Source organism: Anaerovibrio sp., assembly GCF_051866355.1.
Taxonomy (GTDB): domain Bacteria; phylum Bacillota; class Negativicutes; order Selenomonadales; family Selenomonadaceae; genus Anaerovibrio.
Window position 1 is genome coordinate 1 of the sequence record NZ_JBJDWZ010000022.1, and the last position, 20,964, is coordinate 20,964.

The following is a 20,964-nucleotide window of genomic DNA, read 5'->3' on the forward strand; positions in this document are numbered from 1 at the left end:
TGGCTCAAGAAGAATTTTGTGATATAGCGTCGGGACACGGGTGCCCGCACCAGCCGGGGGACGCCTTTGGAATGATGTTTCAGCCGGAGGGGATTTTGCCTGAAACGTTATTTCAGGCGTCAGCAGAAGTATTGTAAAGGCATGGCGGCAATGCTACAATAAAGCCATAGAGGTTAATAAAAAGCAATAACAAATGAGAAACTAAAGGAGAGGATTTCTATGAAGAAGATTGTATTGTTGTGTTCCGCAGGTATGTCCACCTCCATGCTGGTGAAGAAGATGAGGGCTGCTGCCGAAGAAGAGGGCTTTGAGTGCAGCATTGATGCTTATCCGATGAATGAAGCTGCCTCCAAAGCCGCCGATGCGGATGTCGTACTGCTTGGGCCGCAGGTCAGCTTCAATCTGGGCAAGGTCAAGGAGCAGCTGCCGGGCAAGCCTGTTGATGCCATTGAAATGCGCATGTATGGCCGCCTTGATGGCAAGGGTGTTCTGGCTCTGGCCAAAAAGATGATGGGTGCTTGATTTCTTCCTGATATATACAAGATAGAAAATGTGAACATTTCCCTGTTTCGGGCTGTCACGCAGGTGGCGGCCCTTTTCTTTTGCCGTTTTTTAATCAATTCAAAACAATGGGAAACAGGATAATGGCACAGTGTTGCAGGAGCCATGTCCTCCGGCATGAAACGTTGTTATTAAGAGGTGCCGGAGCATTGTAACCGCCTCCGGCAGTCTGCTATACTGAAATCACCTTGAGGGGGACGAATTCGTAACAAGGATAAAGGAACTGTGTAAAGAAGAGGGGTATGAAAAGATGAATAAGGATGAGATGTTTAATAAGTTTCTGGAGGTCATGAACAGATTTGCCCAGATAAAGGCAATCGTGGCCATCAAGGATGGCTTCATCATGACTACGCCGTTTACTATCTGCGGCTCGCTGTTTCTGCTGATTGCCTGCCTGCCGATTCCGGGCTATGAGGATTTCATGAGCGGCATGTTCGGCAAGGACTGGGCGGCGCCGCTGTTCGCGGTCAGCGGCGGTACTTTCAGCGTACTGGCCTTGATTATCGTGGTATGCAACACATACAAGTATGTGGCTAACGAAGGTCTGGACGGCATCACGGCCGCCGGGCTGGCCATGTCGGCATTCCTGATTATCATGCCGCCGGAGCTGGTGCTGGAGGACGGCCAGATTGTAGGCAATATCATCCCGAAAAACTGGGTCGGCTCCAACGGTATCATCACCGCCCTGATTGTGGCCTATGTTACCAGCCGCATCTACTGCTACTGCGTCAAGAACCACATTGGCATCAAGATGCCTGAATCCGTGCCGGATGGCGTGGTAAGGGCCTTTGAGGCACTGACGCCTGGCTTCTTCATCTTTACGCTGGCTTCCTTTGTCTGGGGGCTGTGCCACTTTGCCGGCAACACTTCCGCGCCGGAGCTGATGTTCAGCATGATTCAGGTACCGCTGCAGAGCCTGTCCGACACTATTGCCGGTGGCACAATTATCGTAGGCCTGCAGAGCGTTCTTTTCTGGGCTGGCATTCACGGCCCGAATGTAGTGGGCGGCGTTGTCAATCCGATGCTGATTGCCAACTCCCTTGACAATCAGGCGATTCTGGATGCCGGTCAGCAGCTGCTGGGCAATCCTGCCGCCAAGCTGATGACGATTCAGGTTACTGATGTATTCGTAAAATCCGGCGGCTGCGGCCTGACTATGGGACTTCTGATTGCTTCCTACATCGTAGCAAAGTCCGAACAGCTGGGTTCCCTGACCAAGATGGCTACCATGCCTGCTATTTTCAATATCAACGAGCCGGTAATCTTCGGTCTGCCGATTGTATTCAATCCGTTTATGCTGGTGCCGTTCATTCTTGTTCCTGTGGTTGCTTTCTGGGTTACCTATGGTGCTATGATGGTGGGTTTTCTTTCTCCGATGGGCGCTATTCAGGTGCCATGGACTACGCCGCCAGTAATAGCCGGACTTCTGCTGGACGGCTGGCAGGGAGCTGTTATACAGGTGGTTAATCTTGTGCTGGCAACTGTGATTTATCTGCCGTTTGTCAAGAAAATGGATATTAACATGGCTGAAGAGGAAAGGGAGGCTGCATAATTATGGCTGATGTGAATGATGTTATGAATGAAGATATTGAGATGGGGGCGTTTCAGATTATTGCCGCCGTGGGGACGGCCAGAAGCTGTTACATTGAAGCGATTCATGCGGCAAAGGCGCATGACTATGAGCAGGCCGAAAGCCTGATTGCCAAGGGTGATGAATCCTTTGCCCAGGGGCATGATGCCCATCTGGAAATGCTGGGCAAGGAGGCGGAGGGCGACAAGGTGGCCTGCCTGCTGATTATCCATGCAGAGGATCAGCTCATGAGCGCCGAGGGCTTCAAGCTGATTGCCCTGGAGCTGATTGATGTATACAAAGAAATGGAAAAACTGGGCAAATAAAGTTTGTTCTATCCGGCCTGTTGTATTACAATTTGAATATATAGATTTTTGTTCAAGATTCAGGATTTTTATCTCTGTTTGATGAGGGGGAATTGTTATGGCTTTACCAAAGGGTTTTTTATGGGGCGGCGCAGTGGCCGCCCATCAGCTGGAAGGCGCCTGGAATGAGGGCGGCAAGGGACCGAGCGTTGCCGATGTAATGACGGTAGGCGCACCGGGCGTCGAGCGCGGCATTACGGAGGACATCATCGAGGGGGAGAACTACCCGAACCATGAGGCGATTGATTTCTATCATCGCTACAAGGAGGATATCGCCCTGCTGGCTGGCATGGGATTCCGCTGTTTCCGCACCAGCATCGCATGGACGAGAATTTTTCCCAATGGCGACGAAATGGAGCCAAATGAGGAAGGGCTGCAGTTTTATGATGACCTCTTTGACGAAATGCTGAAATACGGCATGGAGCCTGTTGTCACCCTGTCCCATTTTGAGATTCCCCTGCATCTGGCCAAGGAGTACGGTGGCTGGAGAAACCGCAGGATGATTGAGTTCTTCGTGCGCTTTGCCAAGGTGTGCTTTGAAAGGTACAGGAACAAGGTCAAGTATTGGATGACCTTCAATGAAATCAACAACCAGCGCAATACGGAAAGTCCTTTCCTGACCTTTACCAACTCCGGTCTTCTGTACCGGGAGGGGGAGGACAGGTATCAGGTCATGTATCAGGCGGCCCACTACGAGTTTGTGGCCTCTGCCATGGCGGTGATTGAGGGACACAAAATCAATCCGGACTTCCAGATTGGCTGTATGATTGCTTTCTGCCCGACTTATCCTGCTTCTGCGGCGCCTCTTGACCAGATTGCGGCATTGAAGGAGATGGATAGAACCTATGTGTTTGCAGATGTGCAGTGCCGCGGCCATTATCCGAGCTACATCCTGAAGGAATGGGAGCGCTTTGGCACGGATATCAGAATGGAGCCGGAGGATTTGCGCATTTTGCAGGAGGGCAAGGTTGACTATGTTGCCTTCTCCTATTATATGACCTTTACACATGAGTATGATGAGACAAATGAGCGCCATCTGGGACGGGAGAAGAAAAATCCTTTTGTCATGGCCAATGACTGGGGCTGGCAGATTGACCCTGTGGGACTGCGCTACGCGCTGAATCTCCTGCAGGAGCGCTATGAACTGCCGCTGATGATCGTGGAGAACGGCATCGGGCTCCATGAGCAGGCAGAGGCTGACGGCATGATTCACGATGATGCCCGCATTGAGTATTTTGCCAGCCATATTGCCGAGATGAAAAAGGCCGTGGAGCAGGACGGCGTCATACTGATGGGCTACTGCCCGTGGGGGCCTATCGACCTGGTATCTGCCGGTACCGGCGAGATGGAAAAACGCTATGGCTTCATCTATGTGGACAAGAACAACAAGGGCGAAGGCACGCTGAACAGGAAGCCGAAGAAGTCCTATTACTGGTACAAGCGGGTGATTGAAACCAACGGCGAGAATTTGTCCAGGGAGATTGAAGTGCCGGTCTGAGGCAAAGGGCTCACAAACCGGGTACAGCTGAAAATAAATAATGCAGTAAATAAAAAGGGACTGCCCGCTGGCGGATTGTTGTGAAATCAGCAGGTAGTCCCTTTTTTATTTTGTTTTAATGTTCCCTGAACCATGCCTTCATGGTGTCAAAGATCTTCACCAGCTGTTCCTCTTCAATGATGTATGGCACCATTGAGTACATATAGCTGAGGAACGGCCTTGAGAATACGCCCCGCTGGTAGGCAAACTGCTGATAGCCCTTGAGGGTGTCAGGATTTTTGACCTCGATGCAGGCACAGCCGCCCATGATGCGGATTTCCCTGATGCGCTCATCGGCAAAGCCGGAAAGCTCACGGCGGGAAATTTCCTCGATGCGTTTTATCTTTGCCATGTAGTCCTCACGCTCAAAGATTTCGATGCCCTTGAGGGCAACGGCGCAGGCCAGGGCATTGCCCATAAAGGTAGGGCCGTGCATGAGGGCCTTGCGAGCATCGTCGCTGTAAAAGGCATCGTAGACCTTGTGATTGGCAACGGTAGCCGCATGTCCGATGTAGCCCCCTGTCAGGGCCTTGCCCAGCACAAGGATATCAGGCAGTACCAGATCAGCTACAAAGCGGTTGCCGGTGCGTCCGAAGCCCGTTGCCACCTCGTCAAATATCAGCAGGACATCGTACTGGCTGCACAGCTCCCGCGCCCGCTGCAAAAAGGAGATGTCGTACATCTGCATGCCGCCGGCTCCCTGCAGAAGCGGTTCTACAATAAAGCTGTTCAGCTGGTCATGGTATCTGGCAAAGGCCTCTTCCAGCGCCGGAATGGTGGTAGGAATGTGGATACAGCCGGCCTTCTGGTCAACGCCATCCTTCTGCTCAAAGGCAAAGTGATAGTCCTCATCGTCGCCCACCTCCATCGCCTTGAAGGTGTCGCCGTGGTAGGCGCGGTTCAGGGCCAGCACCAGCGGGCGCTTGTTGCCCTTGTTGACATGGTATTGAAGGGCCATTTTCAGGGAAACCTCCACGGCTACACTGCCGGAGTCGGAAAAGAAGCAGTAGTCAAGGTCACCGGGCAGAAATTCCTGCAGTCTGGCCGACAGCTTCTGCACCGGCTCATGGGTGAGCCCTCCCAGCATCACATGGCAGAACCTGTCCGCCTGCTCCTTGATGGCGGCGGTCAGCTCCGGATGTTTGTAGCCGTGAATCATGCACCACCATGAGCTGACGGAGTCAATCAGCTTCTGGTCCTTCGTATACAGGTATACGCCCTCTGCATCCTCGATTTTGTATGGCTCCCTCATGTTTTTCATCTGCTGATATGGATACCAGATCATTTATTTCACCTCATCATAAAGATTTTTCAGTACGTCAACATCTATCTGCAGGCCGGTATCGCCCGGGGAAACCTTTGCCAGCACCGGCAGGCCGGTCATATACTGGCACATGCGGATGTTGTCATCCTCCATGATATTGCCGGGATGATAGTTGTTGAAGATAATGCCCTTTACCGGCAGGCTGTGTGCCCTCATGTATTCCACGGTCAGCACCACGCTGTTGATGGTGCCCAGTCCTGCATCGGCAATAAGCAGGCTGGCGAGGTTCAGCTCCCTGATAACGTCTTCCAGCTGGATTTTGGCCTCGTCAAAGCAGATGGGGCAGAGGATGCCGCCACTGCCCTCCATGGTGATGAAGTCATAACCGGCCGCAAGTTTTTGGAAGCCTTCTTTGACAACGGACATCTGTACAGGGTTGCCCTCGATTCGGGAGGCCAGATGGGGTGAATAGGCGTTTTCGTAAATGTAGGGGCACATGGACTCAAGGGACTGGGAAATCCCCGCAGTGTTTTTGACAAAAAGGGCGTCCCCCGGAATGAGGCTGCCGTCGGCGCGGCGGTCGTTGCCGCTCATGGCGGCCTTGTAATAGGCGGCAGCTGCACCGCTTTCCGCCAGCCTCTTGACGATTAATCCCGCAATGTATGTCTTGCCGATATCCGTGCCTGTGCCCGTGATGAAAATTGCCTTGCTCATGCCTTTACGCCTCCTGACCTGCAGTATCTGACTGATAAGGCGGCGTCACATCCCGTCCCATGCCTTCCAGCATGCTGCGGTCACTGCGGATGGTGGCACAGGCCACTGTAGTCAGCATATTGCCGGTGATGGTGGCGGAAGCGCCGGCGTTGAATGCAGTTTCACCGTCATTGGTGAGAAGTGCCCTGCCTGCCCCCAGGCGGATGTTGGCCTCCGGATTGATGTAGCGGAAAAAGGCCACCGTGCGGAGAATATCGGCTTCGCTCAGGGACGGCAGATGCTCAAGAGGCGTTCCGGGGATTGGCATCAGGGCGTTGAGAGGAATGGAGTCGATGCCCAGCTCCGCCAGGCTGACGGCCATGTCAAGCCTGTCCTCCCAGGTTTCGCCCATGCCGATGATGCCGCCGGAGCAGGCGCACATGCCCTCCGCTTTGACAAGCTTCAAGGTTTCAATCTTCATATCGTAGGTGTGGGTGGTGCAGATGTTGGGAAAGTTCCGCCGCGAGGTTTCGATGTTGTGATGATAGCTGGTAACGCCCGCCTCGTGCAGACGGTGCAGCTGCTCCGCGTTCAGGAAGCCCATGGAGGCGCACAGGTCGATTTTGCAGGCACTGCGCATGGCGTTGTACGCCTCGATGGCGGCATCGAATTCCTCGCCGGACAGGGAGCGTCCGGCCGTAACGATGGAAAAGCGGTGAACGCCCTCACTTTCGTGCAGCTTGGCCGCCTGTACAAATTCCTCTGTAGGCAGGAAGGGATGAGGCTGGCAGTCGGTGTGGTTGTGGGCAGACTGGGCGCAGAATTTGCAGTTTTCCGGGCATTTGCCGCTACGCCCGTTGATGATGGCACACAGATCCACATGGTCCCCTACGCAGGCGGCGCGGATTTTGTCCGCTCCCTCGCAGAGCTGCTGCAGGTCGCAGGTCAGGAAAATGCTCAAATCATCCTGCCGGGTGATTCGCCTGCCGGAGATAATCTCGTCGGCCAGCCCCATCATATCGGTACTTATGTCAGTGGTGTTCATCATATCAGTTTTTTCATTCTTCATGAGAAAGCTCCTTCGTAAACTTGATTTCTATTGTTAGTTTACATTTTAGTAGTCACCGGCTTTTGTGTCAACTTATTTTGTGTTATGGTTTACGATAATTGCAAATATTTTTGTATTAGTTAAATTGATTGGAATTGCTCATAGTGCTATAATGTACTTTGTATGCAATTTGAGTTTCGGGTATTCGCTGTATTTGATGCGGATATACATGATTGCCGGATAAAATTCGATACGGAGGGTTTGGTTTTGTATAGTTCGGAGTGCTACAAGGATATTGAGGCAAAGATTTTTGCCGGGGAGCGGCTGAGCCGTGAGGACGGAATACGGCTTTTTGCCTGCAAGGATATTGCCTGGCTGGGCAGTATGGCGGATTATGTGCGGCAGAAAAAATGCGGCGATATTGTTTATTACAATGTGAACTGCCATGTTAATCTGACCAATATCTGCACCTCAAAATGCAAGTTCTGTGCATTTGGCAAGGATAAGGATGAGCCGGGCGCCTATGCCATGAGCGTGGAGGAAACCGTGGCAAAGGTGCGTGAGGCCATGGAGGACCCTAATCTGGCAGGCCTGCATGTGGTGAGCGGCCTGCATACTGACTGGAGCTTTGAGGATTATCTGGAACGCCTGCAGGCCCTGCACGATGAATTTCCCCAGCTGTACCTGAAAGGCTTTACGGGGGTGGAAATCACCCACTTTGCCAAAATTTCCGGTCTGGGCGTGGAGGAAGTTCTGCGCAGGCTGAAGGCCGCAGGACTGCAGGCCATCGCCGGTGGCGGCGCGGAGATTCTCAGTGACCGTGTACGCAGCAGGCTATGCCCGAACAAGGCAACTGCCGATGAGTGGCTTGAGGTTTCCCGCACCGCGCACAAGCTGGGCATCAAGACCAATGCCAGCATGCTGTACGGGCATATTGAAACGCTGGAGGAACGGGTTGACCATCTGCTGAAACTGCGTGATTTGCAGGATGAAACGGGAGGGATTCAGACCTTTATCTGCTTCCCGTTCCTGCCGAAGAACACGGAGCTGGGCAAGACGGTACAGCAGACATCCATGTGGGATGATTTGAGGACGATTGCCATTTCGCGCCTGATGCTGGATAATATCAGGAATATCAAGGCCTACTGGGTGATGCTGACAGTGCCTGTGGCGCAAGTGGCGCTGGGCTTTGGTGCCAATGATATGGACGGCACCATTCACAAGGAGCGGATTCTTCATGATGCCGGCGCCACCAGTCCTACCTCCCTCAGTGAGGACAGGATTATCAGGATTATCAGGGAAGCAGGGCGTATTCCTGCGGCGTGCGACTGCAATTTTAATATCCTCCGGACCTTTACGGAGAAGGACCAGCAGCTGCAGCTGAATAATGCGGCCCAGTGATATGCGGCAACGGTCGGATGTCGCCGAATGTGCTTCCGTGGTGACGCATGTGCCACAGGCATGGTATAGTGTTTTTGTATGAGGTAATATAATGGAAGAGAAGCGTATCGAGATAGCCAGGGGGAAGGCGGCCAGGGGTGAGCGGCTGTCCCTTGAGGATGCACTGGCATTGTACGAGGATAATGATTTGCTGTTTCTGGCGGAGTGCGCACGGAAGATGAAGGAGCGCAAAAGCGGCAGGAACGTTTATTATAATGTCAACAGGCATATCAACCTGACCAACATCTGCACATCGGGATGCCCCCTGTGTGCCTTTCAGTGCGAGGAAGGGGACAAGCGGGGCTTCGTGCTGGAGACGGAGGATATCGCCAGAATTCTTGCCGAGGCAGGCCGGGTAAAGAATCTGGGGGAAATCCACATTGTCAGCGCCCTGCACCCTACGAAGGATTTTGCTTATTACCTGAACGTGGTGAAGCAGGTCAGGGCGGCACTGCCTGATGTGGATATCAAGGCATTCACGCCGGTGGAAATCGTGCATTTCAGCCAGATGACCGGCAAATCCATCCGCGAGGTGCTGGAGATTTTGCAGGCGGCAGGCCTGTCCTCCCTGCCGGGGGGCGGTGCAGAAATCCTCAGCGACAGGGTGCGCCGGGAAATCTGCCCGAAAAAGGCCACTGCGGCAGAGTGGATAGAAACCATCAGGACTGCCCATAAGCTGGGCATCCGCACCAACTGCACCATGATGTACGGCCATATTGAAACCATTGAGGAAAGGCTGCAGCATCTGATTACCCTGCGGGATATTCAGGACGAAACCGGCGGCTTTCAGGCTTTTGTGTCCTTCCCGTTCCACCCTGCCAACACCGGGCTGGAGCATTTACAGCGGGTCGGCTCCTGGGAGGATATGAAGATGATGGCGCTGTCGCGGCTGATTCTTGACAATATTGACCACATCAAGGCCTTCTGGATTATGCTGACCATGCCTATCGCCCAGCTGGCCCTCGGCTTTGGGGCGGACGATCTGGACGGCACCATCGGGGAGGAAAAGATTATTCATGCGGCAGGGGCAAAGACCAATACCGGCATTACCAGAACCAGACTGCGCCAGCTGATTACAGAGGCCGGCTTTGTGCCTGTGGAGCGGGATACCTTCTATCATCCGGTTGCAGAGGAACAGATTGGGGACAATGCGGAGAATGCCGTTGATGATGGTGCTGGCAGGGCTGAAAGCGGGGTGCAGTGATGAGTACGAGAATAAACGAGCAGGAGGCAGAGGAGCTGCTGCTGTACGGCGATCCTATTGAGCTGGGACGCAGGGCGGATGCAGAGCGCAGGAAGCGCTTTGACGATACCGTCACTTTTATTGTGGACAGAAACATCAACTATACCAACGTGTGCGTCAATGAGTGCCGTTTCTGCGCCTTTTTCCGCCGCAGGGACAGCAGGGATGCCTATCTGCTGTCCTATGAGGATATACTGGAAAAGGTACGGGAAACCGTGGAAGCCGGAGGCACCCAGGTGATGATTCAGGGGGGACTGTACCCTGATCTGGGGCTGGAATACTATGAGAAGATGCTGAGCCTCATCAAGAGCAAATATGATATTGTCATTCATTCCTTTACGGCTACGGAAATCCAGCATTTTGCCCGCCAGGCGGGGATTTCCATCCTGGACTGCCTGAAAAGGCTGCAGGCGGCGGGGCTGGACAGCCTGCCGGGTGGCGGTGCGGAAATTCTGGTGGATGAAGTCCGCCGACGGGTCAGCCCGAAGAAAATCATGACTGCTGACTGGCTCCATGTGATGGAGTGCGCCCATTCCATCGGCATGGAAAGCACGGCAACCATGGTTATCGGACTGGGGGAAACCATGGCCCAGAGGGTTGAGCACATGGAAAAAATCCGCCGCCTGCAGGATAAGACAGGGGGCTTCCGGGCGTTTATCACATGGACCTTCCAGCCGGGCAATACGGAGCTGGGCGGTGAGAAGACCTCCGGCTGGGATTATATGCGCACCCTTGCCATGACGCGGCTTTACATGGACAACGTAGCTCATATTCAGGGCTCATGGGTTACGCAGGGTGAGCGCATCGGCCAGCTGACGCTGGGCTTTGGGGCGGATGATCTGGGCAGCATCATGCTGGAGGAAAACGTGGTCAGGGCGGCCGGCACCTCCTATGACATGTCTATAAGAAAAATGGCGGAGCTGATTCGCGGCGCGGGCAGAAAGCCTGCCCAGCGTGATACGTCCTACAGGATTATCAGGAGATTTTAGCGGTTGGCCTGTGCTGGCTGTTTTTGCCGGTTGCCGCGAGTATCTTGCGCGGCAGTTTCCTTGAAATTGGTTTTGTTATATAGAGAGGCACTGAATTTTGCCCTGCTTACGGAGGTGCCGCAAAGGCTGAGGCCGATGCGGCGCCTTTTTTGTGTAAAATGCCCGCTTTTTTTGTCAAAGCAGGAGGTTTTTGATATAATAATGAAATGAATGTTTAAAATTAGTTTTGAGGGTGAGTTTAATTGCAGAAGAAACGGACAAAAACTGCCGGACGGAAGAAAGCGGCTGACAATAAAAAACAGGTTGTTTCAAAGCGTGGTACAGCTGACAATGCCGATGGCGCAGTGCAGGATAATTCCAGAAGGAACTATGAGCTGCGGGGACTGGTGTTTGTAGCGGCAGGCCTTATTTCGCTGTGCGGCATCGCAGGACTGAATGTGGGCTTTATCGGCCTGAAAGCCGCCAAATTCCTGCAGTATTTTTTTGGCATAGGAGCCTTTATAGCGGCAGGGGCCTTTCTTGGGGCAGGCGGCTACTATATCATGAAGCATCAGAAGCTGGCCTTTAATGCCAGGGTGCTGGGGGGAACGGGATTTTTTGCCTGTGCCATGGCCATGTACCACCATCTTACCGTGAAGCCGGGCGAGGAAATCCTGCCGGAAAGCCTTGTGGACGGCGGCGGGCTCCTGGGGGGAGCCATCAGCATGTTCCTGCACAGCGTAGCAGGGGTGGATGGCACGCCTATCCTGCTGGCAGTGGGATTGATAGGTACGTTGATAGTGGCAACCACCTGGTCGCTGGCACAGGGGATTATCACCACCAAGGAAAAGGCTGAAAAAGGCGCTGATGTGGCCAAAAAAGCCACTGTTGTGGTATACGACAAGACAATCGAGGTAGGCGGCAAGGCAAGGGAGCAGGTGCAGGAATATGTGCAGGAGCATATTGACGATGTAGGTGAAAGGTTGAAGCGCTTCCGCGGCAAGCAGTTTTTGGCGCGCTATGAGCAGGAATCCGCTTTTTTGAACGAGGCGGCTGATTCCGGCGCAGGATATGGCGGCAAAACTGCCGATGTGCCTGCAAATGCCGGAAAAAAAGCTGTTGCAAGGGAAAATGACGTGAAGCCAAAAATGGCCGGGGCGGGCATCGCGGCCGAGCTGATGGCAGAGAAGGTATTTACGCCGCCTCCTGCCAATGCGGAGGAGCTGGTAAACGCCAATCCGGTAGCGGCTGGTTTTTTTGCGGAGAAATTTTCCAGCGCGGCAGAGCCGGAGGAGGTGCCGGAGCTGGCTGTTCAGCTGGGGCTGGAGCCGGAAAACAGCGTGTCTGCCGTAGCGGAGGAAACGGCTGATTTTGACTGGGAAAAATATGCAGAGGCTGAACCTGAGCCGCCAGTGGAAGAGGCTGTCCCTGATGTTTCAGTGCAGGAGCTTTGGGAAGCATCTGAAATAATAGAGCCGGAGCAGCTGCCTGACGATGCCGGGGAAACTGGGGAGCCTGAATATGACTATGGCATAGATGATATGGAGATTACCTATCCTGATGATTTTGCCGAGCTGACAAAGGCAGATGATGAATATGAGGAATACGAGGAATATGACGGCTATGATGAAGACAATGAACCTGATGCTGAAGACGTGACGGATACACAGGATGCGCACGGGGCTGATATCCCTCCTGCGGCTTTGCCGCCCGACGGGACCTCCGATGGCTCGATGCAGGAGCAGTCCGTGCCTGTGCCGCCGCCACCGCCATATAAGCTGCCGCCTCTGCATCTGCTGTCCAGAACAGTCAAGGCCATGAATGAGAGCCTCAATCAGGAAATCAGCAGTAATGCGAGGATTCTGGGGGAGACCCTGGCCAATTTCAAGGTCAAGGCCTCCATCCTCAACGCCTGCCACGGGCCGGCAGTAACGCGCTACGAGGTGAAGCCTGCTCCCGGCGTAAAGGTGAGCAAGATTACGGGGCTGGCAGATGATATCGCCCTCAACATGGCGGCAACTGCGGTGCGCATAGAGCAGATTCCCGGCAAGGCGGCCATCGGCATCGAGGTGCCGAACCGCGAGCTGGAAAGCGTACAGCTTCGGGAAGTGCTGGAAAACCCTGCCTTTGCGGCGGCCAAATCAAAGCTGACGGTAGGTCTGGGCAAGGATATAGGCGGTCAGGCCATTTTTGCGGATTTGGCGAAGATGCCTCATCTTCTGGTGGCAGGTGCCACGGGGTCAGGTAAATCCGTCTGCATCAACACCCTGATTACCAGTATTTTGTTCAAGGCCAAGCCCACAGAGGTAAAGTTTATCCTGATTGACCCCAAGATGGTGGAGCTGTCCGTCTACAACGATATTCCGCATCTGATGGTACCGGTGGTGACAGATGCCAAAAAAGCTGCCTCCGTGCTGAACTGGGCCGTGCAGGAAATGGAGAAGCGTTACGGCTTGATTGCGCAGGTCGGGGTGCGCAACATGGAAGGGTACAACAGGATATTTGCAGAGGAACCGGAGAAGCAGCTGCCATCCATCGTGATTATTATTGATGAGCTGGCGGACCTGATGATGGTGGCGCCTCACGACGTGGAGGATGCCATCTGCCGCATTGCCCAGAAGGCCCGTGCGGCAGGCATTTATCTGGTTCTGGCAACCCAGCGTCCTTCTGTCAACGTCATCACCGGCGTAATCAAGGCGAATATTCCGTCGCGCATATCCTTTGCGGTCACCTCCCAGATTGATTCCCGCACGATTCTGGATACCTCCGGAGCGGAGAAGCTGCTGGGCAAGGGCGATATGCTCTTCAAGCCCCAGGAGGCCAACAAGCCGACCCGTATTCAGGGCGCCTTTGTCAGCGACAAGGAAGTGGAAATGCTGACGGAGTATATCAAGTCACAGGGACACAAGCTGGAGGCCAATCAGGAGATTATCGATTTTACCAACAAAGCGGCCGCAAGCGAGGAAGAGGAAAACAATGACGGCAAGGCAGGAGGCGGCAGGGTCAAGATTGACAGCCTGCTTCGCGATGCGGTGGAGCTTACTATGTCCACCAGCAATGCGTCGGCTTCCAGCTTCCAGCGCCGGTACCATATCGGCTACAGCCGCGCAGGGCGGCTGCTGGACACAATGGAACAGCTGGGGATTGTGGGGCCGCCCCAGGGAAGCAAACCGAGGGATATTCTGGTAACAGAGGCCCAGGCCTTTGAGATTATGGATAATTATGAAAATCAGTAGTCTCCGGCGAGAGCCGATGCAGGGGATAACTGTAATAAAACATCAATCTACTACAGCAATATCGGGGCAACTATAACGGACTAGGAGATGTATTTGGTGGCAAAGCTGGAGATAAACATGCTGGAAGGTTCAATCTGGGATAAGGTGCTGAAATTCGCCGTTCCTCTGGCCATGACCAGCATCATGCAGCAGCTGTTCAATGCGGCTGATGTGGCAATTGTCGGGCAGTTTGTCGGCAAGGAGGCGCTGGCCGCCGTGGGAGCAAACGGCATAGTAATCAATCTGATGCTCAATCTCATGGTGGGGCTGTCCATCGGTGCCAATGTGGTATGCGCCAATTTTCTGGGGGCCGGGAATTACCTGCGGCTGACAAAGGCGGTGCATACCTCCATGCTGATAGCTTTTTTGTGCGGCATATTTCTGGCGGTCTTTGGCGTGAGCTTTGGCCGGGAGATTCTCATCCTGATTGACACGCCGCCGGAAATCCTTGATGCGGCCGAACTGTATCTGCAGATTCTGATGGGTGGTGTGCCTACCCTCCTTCTGTACAATTTCGGTTCGGCCCTGCTGAGAAGCAAGGGAGATACCAGGCGGCCGCTGTACGCCATGCTGGCCTCCGGCTGTATCAACGTCAGCATGAATCTTTTCTTCGTGCTGGCCCTGCAGATGGGAGTGGAGGGCGTAGCCATCGCCACGGTGATTGCCACTACCTGCAGTGCCTGCCTGATTCTCTACTGGCTGCACGGCGAGGAGGGGCCTATGCGCCTGCAGCCCGGCAGGCTGGCCATTGACGGCAATGTACTGAAGCATATTGCCAAAATCGGCCTGCCGGCAGGCCTGCAGGGCATGGTTTTTTCCTTTTCCAACATCATCATCCAGATTGCCATAAACAATCTTGGCGCGGAGTACATAGCGGCCTCGGCTATTGCCCTGAATTTTGAGTTTGCGGCCTTTTTCATACTGTCCTCCTTTTCACAGGCCGCCACGACCTTTGTGGGGCAGAATTTCGGCGCGAAGAACATTCCCCGTTGCCGCCAGATTATGCGCTGGTGCGTCGGCATGAATTTTTTCATCACCGGCATTATCTGCCTGCTGATTTCCATCTTTGCACCTTACTTTGCCGCCATTTATACGACGGATGCGTCGGTTATCGAGTATGCGGTGCTGCGCATACGCTACATCCTGACCTTTGAATGCCTCAACGTGATAATAGAAACCTGCTCCGGGGGCATGCGGGGCGTGGGACATTCGCTCTATCCGGCGGTGGCGTGCTTTCTTGGCGTGTGCGTATTCCGCGTCATCTACATCTATACGATTTTTGCCGCAGAGCCCGTTTTCCACGTGCTCATGGCGGTATACCCGATAAGCTGGGTATTTACGATTTTTCTGATTATCGGAGCGTATTTCCACGTTTTCAACAAGCTGGAACGGGCCATGCCGCCGGCTTTGGGCAAATAAAAAGCTGCTGTGATGAATGCAGTATCTGAACACAAACGAAATGTATGCAGCCAATGCACAGGTATAGTTTTTACTGATACAGAGGGAGTGCAGAACAACATGGAAACAAAAGGATTAATTCTCGTGCATACCGGTGATGGCAAGGGCAAGACCACGGCCGGGCTGGGACTGGCCCTGCGAGCCTGGGGAAGCGGGCTGCGGGTGCTGATACTGCAGTTTATCAAGGGCGGCTGGAAATACGGCGAGCTGGAAGCCTTCGAGCGGCTGGCCGGTCTGGAGGGCCATATTGAAATGCGTCCCCTGGGCCTGGGGCTGATGCGGAGCGATGAGGACAGGGAAAAGCACATCAAGGCGGCTGGGGAAGCCATGCAGGAAGCCGAAAAGGCAATGGTTTCCGGCGCATATGACCTGATTATTTTTGATGAAATCAATTACGCCGTAAAGTTCGGGCTGGTTACCATTGATGAGGTCATGGCACTGCTGGACAAGAAGCCGGACAGGCTGCATGTGCTGCTGACGGGCAGGGATGCCCGGCCGGAGCTGATTGAGCGTGCCGATCTGGTAACGGAGATGAAGCTGATAAAGCATCCTTATCAGCAGGGCGTCAAGGCCCAGAGGGGCATTGAGTTTTGAAGCTTTCAATTTAGTTTTTGCATATAAACGGGAGAAATAGTTGTGAACAAGCAGGAAATTTTTGATTTTGTGGACAATCTCGGCATCTGGCACGAGGTGACGGAGCATGAGGCCGTATTCAGCATGGAGGAAGCCATCAGCGTAGAGCTTCCTTATCCTGACCGGGATGCTAAAAACCTCTTTGTGCGTGATGACAAGAAACGGAATTATTACCTGATTACAGTCTGCGGCCCTAAAAGGGTGCAGCTGAAGGAATTTCAGAAGGCTCAGGGGACCAGGCGGCTGAGCTTTGCCTCCGCCGAGGATTTGAAGGACATGCTGGATGTACTGCCGGGCTCCGTATCCCCGCTGGGACTTTTGAACAACGAGGCCTGCAATGTCAAGCTGTTTCTGGATGAGGAATTTGTCAGGGGCAGTGGCATCATCGGCATTCATCCCAATGAAAATACGGCAACCATCTGGCTGAAAGCAGATGACCTGCTGCAGATGATTGCCGACCATGGCAACGATGTACAGATAGTCGGGCTGGGCTGATGAGCTGGGGGAACGATATGCTGATTGCGGATGTATATATCAATATTCCCGTCAAAAGCATTGCACAGGCTTTCAGCTATCGTGTGCCGGAAAGCCTCGCGAAGCTGTCAGCCGGCTGGCGGGTGCTGGTACCCTTTGGCGGCCGCGATATCGAGGGCTTTACGGTATGCGTGTATCCGGCAGACAGGCGTCAGGAACACGGCTGCAGCTATCCTGTAGAAAAGCTGAAATACATAAAGGCCGCTGTCGATGAGGAACCGTGGTTTTCACCGCTGATGATCAAGGCGGCCCGCTGGCTGGCAGATTTTTATCTCTGTTCCGCCGGGGAGATGATGCGCCTTTTTATGCCGGGCAAAAGCGGTCTGAAAATACAGCTGCAGTACGAGGCGGTTCCGGATATGGAGGACAACATGCTCCTGATGGTGGATGTGTACCGTCAGGCCTATGAGGCCCTTTTGAGTGCAGGGCCGGAAAGGGAAGGGGAGCTGCGCCGCCAGCTGGCAGCGGAGGGCAATCAGGATGCGGCCGCCCAGCTGGACAATATACTGGCAGGACTTTTGAAGCACGGTGTCGTCCGCCGCGTCTACGGGGCCAGCCACAGGGCCACCGAAAGCCGTGAATCCTATCTGTCCGTGGAAAAGCCCATAACGAAGGATGACATAGAGGGGCTCGACAAGCGGAAAAAGGCGCAGAGGCGGCTTCTGTCCTGGCTGTATGCCAGGCAGCAGCCCGATGAGCCGCTGGCTATTTCCCTGAAAGAGCTTCAGCAGGAGGGTTTTTCCAGAGCCGTGGTCAGCGGCCTGACGGATTCCGGCTTCGGAGCGGTCCGCCAAAGGCGCGTACTGCGGGACAGCTATCGTGATTTTGCGGCCACCGGCAGGGTGCGCGAGCTGACGGCGGAGCAGCAGAGGGCTGTGGCGGCTGTTGATGAACAGCTGGCAAGCGGCGGGCACCGTACCTTTCTGCTGTACGGTGTCACCGGCAGCGGCAAGACGCAGGTGTACATTGAAGCGGCGCGGCGAACCAGGGAGATGGGACGCAGCGTGGTGGTGCTGGTGCCGGAGATTGCCCTGACCGGGCAGGTGGTGCAGGAGTTCAAGGGATATTTTGGCGGGGATATTGTGGTTATGCACAGCCGCCTCTCCATCAGCGAGCGGAATGATGCCATTCTGCGCGTGCGCACAGGTCAGGCCGGCGTCATTATCGGAGCCCGTTCTGCGCTGTTTACCCCGGCGGACAACATCGGCCTGATTATCATGGACGAGGAACAGGACAGCTCCTACAAGCAGGATGAGTCGCCCAGATATCACGCCAGAGTTGTGGCGCAGAAGCTGGCGGAGCTGCACGGCGGGGTGCTGCTTCTCGGCAGTGCCACCCCCTCGCTGGAAACCTATTATCACGCCAGGAGGGGCGATTACGGCCTGCTGTGCATGCCGCAGCGCATTGGCAGCAGGCAGCTTCCCCAGGTAATCAGCGCCGACATGCGGCAGGAGCTGAAACTGGGACGGCGCAGCGTGATTTCCCTGCCCCTGCAGGAGCTTATTGCGGATACACTGGCCAGGCATGAGCAGATGATTCTCATGCTGAACAGGCGCGGCTTTGCCACCTTTGTCATGTGCCGTTCCTGCGGTGAGGCCATCAAATGCCCCCAGTGTACCATGCCGCTGGTGTTTCATCGCGATGGACGCCTTTTGTGCCATCATTGTGACATTCAGGCGCCTGTGCCTGATGTCTGTCCCAAATGCGGCAGTCCGTACATCAAGTATTTCGGCTCAGGCACGGAAAAGCTGGAAAAAGAGCTGGCAGAGCTGGTGCCGCAGGCGCGTATCATCCGCATGGACAGGGATACGACCACAGGCAAATTCGCCCACACGGAGATTCTTGACAAGTTCCGCAGAAAGGAATTTGACATCCTGCTGGGCACCCAGATGGTGGCCAAGGGGCATGATATTCCCAGCGTGACGGCGGTGGGGATTCTCAGTGCGGATTCCACCCTGAACATGCCTGATTTCCGCGCGGCAGAGCGGGTTTTCATGCTGATTACCCAGACGGCGGGCCGCGCCGGGCGCGGGGATGTGCCGGGCAGAGTGGTGGTACAGTGCTACAATCCGGGGCATTTCGCCGTGAGAACAGGCATTGAGCAGGACTATGAGGCGTTTTTCCGGGAGGAAATGAAGCTGCGAAAGGCGCTGTTCAACCCTCCTTTCAGCAGGATTATCAAGCTGGTCTTCCAGCATGAAGAGGAGGAAAAGGCCCGGCAGATGGCAGAAAAGCTGAAAGAGGACTTTCAGCGGGAATTTCGTGACAATCCCCTGCAGCAGGCGGCAGGACCGGCTCCTGCCATGATGGCATGGCTACGGGGCGTCTATCGTTTCTCCCTGCTCATCAGGACGGGGGACATTGAGAGTGTGCTGTGCTTTCTGCGCCGTCAGGGGGTGGAGAGCGATATGCGGGTTATGGTGGACATTGATCCTCTGACCACCTCTTGACAAGCGCAATGATATAAATCGAAGTAATGACGTAGACAAAATCTGGCAAAGGATAGATTATTTATGCAAAATGAGTTCTTACGGTGCAGGCTGGCGGCCGCGTACAATTTTTTTGCGAAGCGCGGCCATCAGCAGAATATGAACAGGGTGCGGGAGCTGGCAGAAAAACTGACGGCTGGTGAATACGGCATAGCCTTTGCCGGTCATTTTTCAGCTGGCAAGTCACGTATGATTAACAGCCTGCTGGGCGAGGATATCCTGCCTTCCAGCCCTGTTCCGACCAGCGCCAATCTGGTCAGGGTGCACAGAGGCGAAAAGGGCGGTGACTACGCCAGGGTGTTTTTTCACAAGGGAAAACCGCGGCGGTATCAGGCACCCTATGACTATGATATGCTCAGGAGCTTTTGCCGCGATGGTGACCAGATTGCGGCAATTGAGCTGTGCCGCAGTGATCTTGACCTGCCGCCCAGAGTGGTTATCATGGACACTCCCGGCATTGATTCGGCGGATGATGCCCACAGGGCCGCTACGGAGGCGGCCCTTCATCTGGCTGATATAATTCTGTATGTCATGGATTACAATCACGTACAGGCAGAGCTGAATCTTTCCTTTACCAGGGACCTGACCAAGGCGGGCAAGACCGTATATCTGATTGTGAACCAGATTGACAAGCATGTGGAAAATGAGCTGTCCTTTGCGGATTTCTGTCAGGGCGTTGAGAGCGCCTTTTACAGCTGGGGCGTGCGCCCGGCAGGCTTTTTCTATACATCGCTGAAATACCCTGCAGACCCCCATAACCAGTTTGCAGAGCTGCAGCAGCTCCTGCAGGATAAAATCGCGGCCCGCAGTGAGCTGCTGGCCGGTTCTGTTGCCGCCTCCCTGCAGAAGATTATGGCGGAGTACAGGCAGGAAAGGGAGCGGGAGCTGGAGGAAGGCCTGACCGGCTGCCGGGCAGTGCTGGCCGGCCTGTCCGGTGAGCGGCTTGAGCAGATGAAGGGTGATTATCTGCGGCTGACGGAGGAATTATCCGGGCTTCGGCAGGACTGGACGGAGGAATTTTCCGCCGGGGTGGAAAACATTCTGAACAATGCCTACCTGATGCCTACCTCCACCCGTGACCTGGCGCGTGACTATCTGGAGGCCTGCCAGCCTGACTTCAAGGTGGGCTTTTTCGGCAGGGGCAAAAGGACACTGGCCGAGATAGAACGGCGCAGGCTGGCCTTCTTTAATGATGCCTCCGAAAAGGCGCAGGCCCAGCTGACCTGGCATATCAGGACTTACTTTATGGATTTTGCCAGACGCCATCATGTGGACAGCGACGAGCTGAACGGCTACGTGCAGGGCATGGAAATCGTGCCGCCGGAGGAGCTTTTGACCGAGGCCATGCGCTCCGGGGCAAAGCTGACCCAGGATGGCAGTTATGTCATGAACTATACGGCCAATTTTGCCGAAGGAACAAAGAATGTGGCCAGGCGTTTTGCGCTGGATTTCAAAAACAGGCTGCAGGAACAGATTGCGGCAAGGCAGAAGGTGCGCTGTCAGGAAATAGAAAACCAGATGTCCGGCATGGAACGCTATCAGGAGGCCTGGTCGGCCATAGACAGGGCGTCGGGGCTGTGTCAGGAGCTGGACGCCGTGCTGGAGGAAATTGCCGCTACCAAGGACATGCCGGCGGGAGGAAACGAGCTGTTCGTACTGCCGCTTCTGGATGAGGAGCTGGTACCGCCGACGGCTGAGGCCGGTCAGCAGACCGGTTCAGGGCAGGCTGCAGCCAGTGCTGCAGGTGCTGTGCCGGGCATGTCCGAGGGCAGGGATGCCGCGGTGCACGCTGATATTGCACAGGGCGCAGATACTGCGGAAGGCGGATGGCATGAGGACGGCAGGGCGGATAGCGCCCCTGCCGCCGATGCTGATGGCGGCGGCAG

The 20,964-nt window shown here is 54.7% G+C and carries 16 protein-coding genes; 13 read left to right on the forward strand and 3 right to left on the reverse strand.

What is annotated here, in order from left to right:
* Nucleotides 1-219: 219 nt before the first annotated feature.
* From ACI3UA_RS01070 to ACI3UA_RS01085, 4 genes are all read left to right on the forward strand, one after another.
* Nucleotides 220-522, forward strand: coding sequence for a PTS sugar transporter subunit IIB (locus ACI3UA_RS01070; RefSeq protein WP_439722986.1), 303 nt, complete (start codon nucleotides 220-222; stop codon nucleotides 520-522).
* 289 nt (nucleotides 523-811) lie between these two features.
* Entirely contained in the window at nucleotides 812-2,113 is a 1,302-nt protein-coding gene (locus ACI3UA_RS01075) for a PTS sugar transporter subunit IIC (RefSeq protein ID WP_439722987.1), read from the forward strand.
* Between the two features lie 2 nt (nucleotides 2,114-2,115).
* Nucleotides 2,116-2,457: a PTS lactose/cellobiose transporter subunit IIA gene (locus ACI3UA_RS01080; protein ID WP_439722988.1), complete on the forward strand. Its 342-nt coding sequence runs from the start codon at nucleotides 2,116-2,118 to the stop codon at nucleotides 2,455-2,457.
* Between the two features lie 97 nt (nucleotides 2,458-2,554).
* Nucleotides 2,555-3,994 carry a 6-phospho-beta-glucosidase gene (locus ACI3UA_RS01085; protein ID WP_439722989.1) on the forward strand — a complete coding sequence of 480 codons (1,440 nt, stop codon included), beginning with the start codon at nucleotides 2,555-2,557 and terminating at the stop codon, nucleotides 3,992-3,994.
* A 115-nt stretch (nucleotides 3,995-4,109) separates the two neighbouring features.
* Here the strand turns inward: ACI3UA_RS01085 and bioA are convergent, their stop codons facing one another.
* From bioA to bioB, 3 genes are read right to left on the reverse strand one after another with little or no spacing between them, the layout of a single operon-like run.
* Nucleotides 4,110-5,318, reverse strand: coding sequence for an adenosylmethionine--8-amino-7-oxononanoate transaminase (gene bioA / locus ACI3UA_RS01090; protein WP_439722990.1), 1,209 nt, complete (start codon nucleotides 5,316-5,318; stop codon nucleotides 4,110-4,112).
* Nucleotides 5,319-6,011: a dethiobiotin synthase gene (gene bioD, locus ACI3UA_RS01095; RefSeq protein WP_439722991.1), complete on the reverse strand. Its 693-nt coding sequence runs from the start codon at nucleotides 6,009-6,011 to the stop codon at nucleotides 5,319-5,321.
* A 4-nt stretch (nucleotides 6,012-6,015) separates the two neighbouring features.
* The gene (bioB, locus tag ACI3UA_RS01100; RefSeq protein ID WP_439722992.1) at nucleotides 6,016-7,059 is read right to left on the reverse strand and encodes a biotin synthase BioB; all 1,044 of its coding nucleotides are present in this window, start codon (nucleotides 7,057-7,059) and stop codon (nucleotides 6,016-6,018) included.
* 246 nt (nucleotides 7,060-7,305) lie between these two features.
* Between bioB and mqnE (ACI3UA_RS01105) the strand changes: the two genes are divergently transcribed.
* The 9 genes from mqnE (ACI3UA_RS01105) to ACI3UA_RS01145 all read left to right on the forward strand — a co-directional run.
* Entirely contained in the window at nucleotides 7,306-8,439 is a 1,134-nt protein-coding gene (mqnE, locus tag ACI3UA_RS01105) for an aminofutalosine synthase MqnE (protein ID WP_439722993.1), read from the forward strand.
* Between the two features lie 91 nt (nucleotides 8,440-8,530).
* Nucleotides 8,531-9,682, forward strand: a complete 1,152-nt coding sequence (gene mqnE / locus ACI3UA_RS01110; protein ID WP_439722994.1) for an aminofutalosine synthase MqnE — start codon at nucleotides 8,531-8,533, stop codon at nucleotides 9,680-9,682.
* A complete protein-coding gene (gene mqnC, locus ACI3UA_RS01115) occupies nucleotides 9,682-10,710 on the forward strand; it encodes a cyclic dehypoxanthinyl futalosine synthase (protein WP_439722995.1) in 1,029 nt (342 codons plus the stop codon). Before mqnE (ACI3UA_RS01110) ends, mqnC begins: the two co-directional genes overlap by 1 nt.
* A 242-nt stretch (nucleotides 10,711-10,952) precedes the next feature.
* A complete protein-coding gene (locus ACI3UA_RS01120) occupies nucleotides 10,953-13,925 on the forward strand; it encodes a DNA translocase FtsK (RefSeq protein WP_439722996.1) in 2,973 nt (990 codons plus the stop codon).
* A 96-nt stretch (nucleotides 13,926-14,021) separates the two neighbouring features.
* On the forward strand, nucleotides 14,022-15,383 hold the full coding sequence (locus ACI3UA_RS01125) for an MATE family efflux transporter (RefSeq protein ID WP_439722997.1): 1,362 nt from the start codon (nucleotides 14,022-14,024) through the stop codon (nucleotides 15,381-15,383).
* Between the two features lie 12 nt (nucleotides 15,384-15,395).
* A complete protein-coding gene (gene cobO / locus ACI3UA_RS01130) occupies nucleotides 15,396-16,016 on the forward strand; it encodes a cob(I)yrinic acid a,c-diamide adenosyltransferase (protein ID WP_439722998.1) in 621 nt (206 codons plus the stop codon).
* Between the two features lie 42 nt (nucleotides 16,017-16,058).
* Nucleotides 16,059-16,550: a prolyl-tRNA synthetase associated domain-containing protein gene (locus ACI3UA_RS01135; protein WP_439722999.1), complete on the forward strand. Its 492-nt coding sequence runs from the start codon at nucleotides 16,059-16,061 to the stop codon at nucleotides 16,548-16,550.
* Between the two features lie 17 nt (nucleotides 16,551-16,567).
* Nucleotides 16,568-19,039, forward strand: a complete 2,472-nt coding sequence (gene priA / locus ACI3UA_RS01140) for a replication restart helicase PriA (protein ID WP_439723000.1) — start codon at nucleotides 16,568-16,570, stop codon at nucleotides 19,037-19,039.
* 63 nt (nucleotides 19,040-19,102) lie between these two features.
* A partial coding sequence (locus tag ACI3UA_RS01145) for a dynamin family protein (protein WP_439723001.1) occupies nucleotides 19,103-20,964 on the forward strand: 1,862 nt, incomplete at its 3' end.

Bases quoted from the DNA above. Each gene is read 5' to 3' on its own strand.
- ACI3UA_RS01085 (WP_439722989.1), top strand. From the start codon at position 2,555: ATGGCTTTACCAAAGGGTTTTTTATGGGGCGGCGCAGTGGCCGCCCAT.
- mqnE (WP_439722994.1), top strand. From the start codon at position 8,531: ATGGAAGAGAAGCGTATCGAGATAGCCAGGGGGAAGGCGGCCAGGGGT.
- mqnC (WP_439722995.1), top strand. From the start codon at position 9,682: ATGAGTACGAGAATAAACGAGCAGGAGGCAGAGGAGCTGCTGCTGTAC.
- ACI3UA_RS01075 (WP_439722987.1), top strand. From the start codon at position 812: ATGAATAAGGATGAGATGTTTAATAAGTTTCTGGAGGTCATGAACAGA.
- bioB (WP_439722992.1), bottom strand. From the start codon at position 7,059: ATGAAGAATGAAAAAACTGATATGATGAACACCACTGACATAAGTACC.
- ACI3UA_RS01070 (WP_439722986.1), top strand. From the start codon at position 220: ATGAAGAAGATTGTATTGTTGTGTTCCGCAGGTATGTCCACCTCCATG.
- bioD (WP_439722991.1), bottom strand. From the start codon at position 6,011: ATGAGCAAGGCAATTTTCATCACGGGCACAGGCACGGATATCGGCAAG.
- priA (WP_439723000.1), top strand. From the start codon at position 16,568: ATGCTGATTGCGGATGTATATATCAATATTCCCGTCAAAAGCATTGCA.
- bioA (WP_439722990.1), bottom strand. From the start codon at position 5,318: ATGATCTGGTATCCATATCAGCAGATGAAAAACATGAGGGAGCCATAC.
- ACI3UA_RS01080 (WP_439722988.1), top strand. From the start codon at position 2,116: ATGGCTGATGTGAATGATGTTATGAATGAAGATATTGAGATGGGGGCG.
- cobO (WP_439722998.1), top strand. From the start codon at position 15,396: ATGAATGCAGTATCTGAACACAAACGAAATGTATGCAGCCAATGCACA.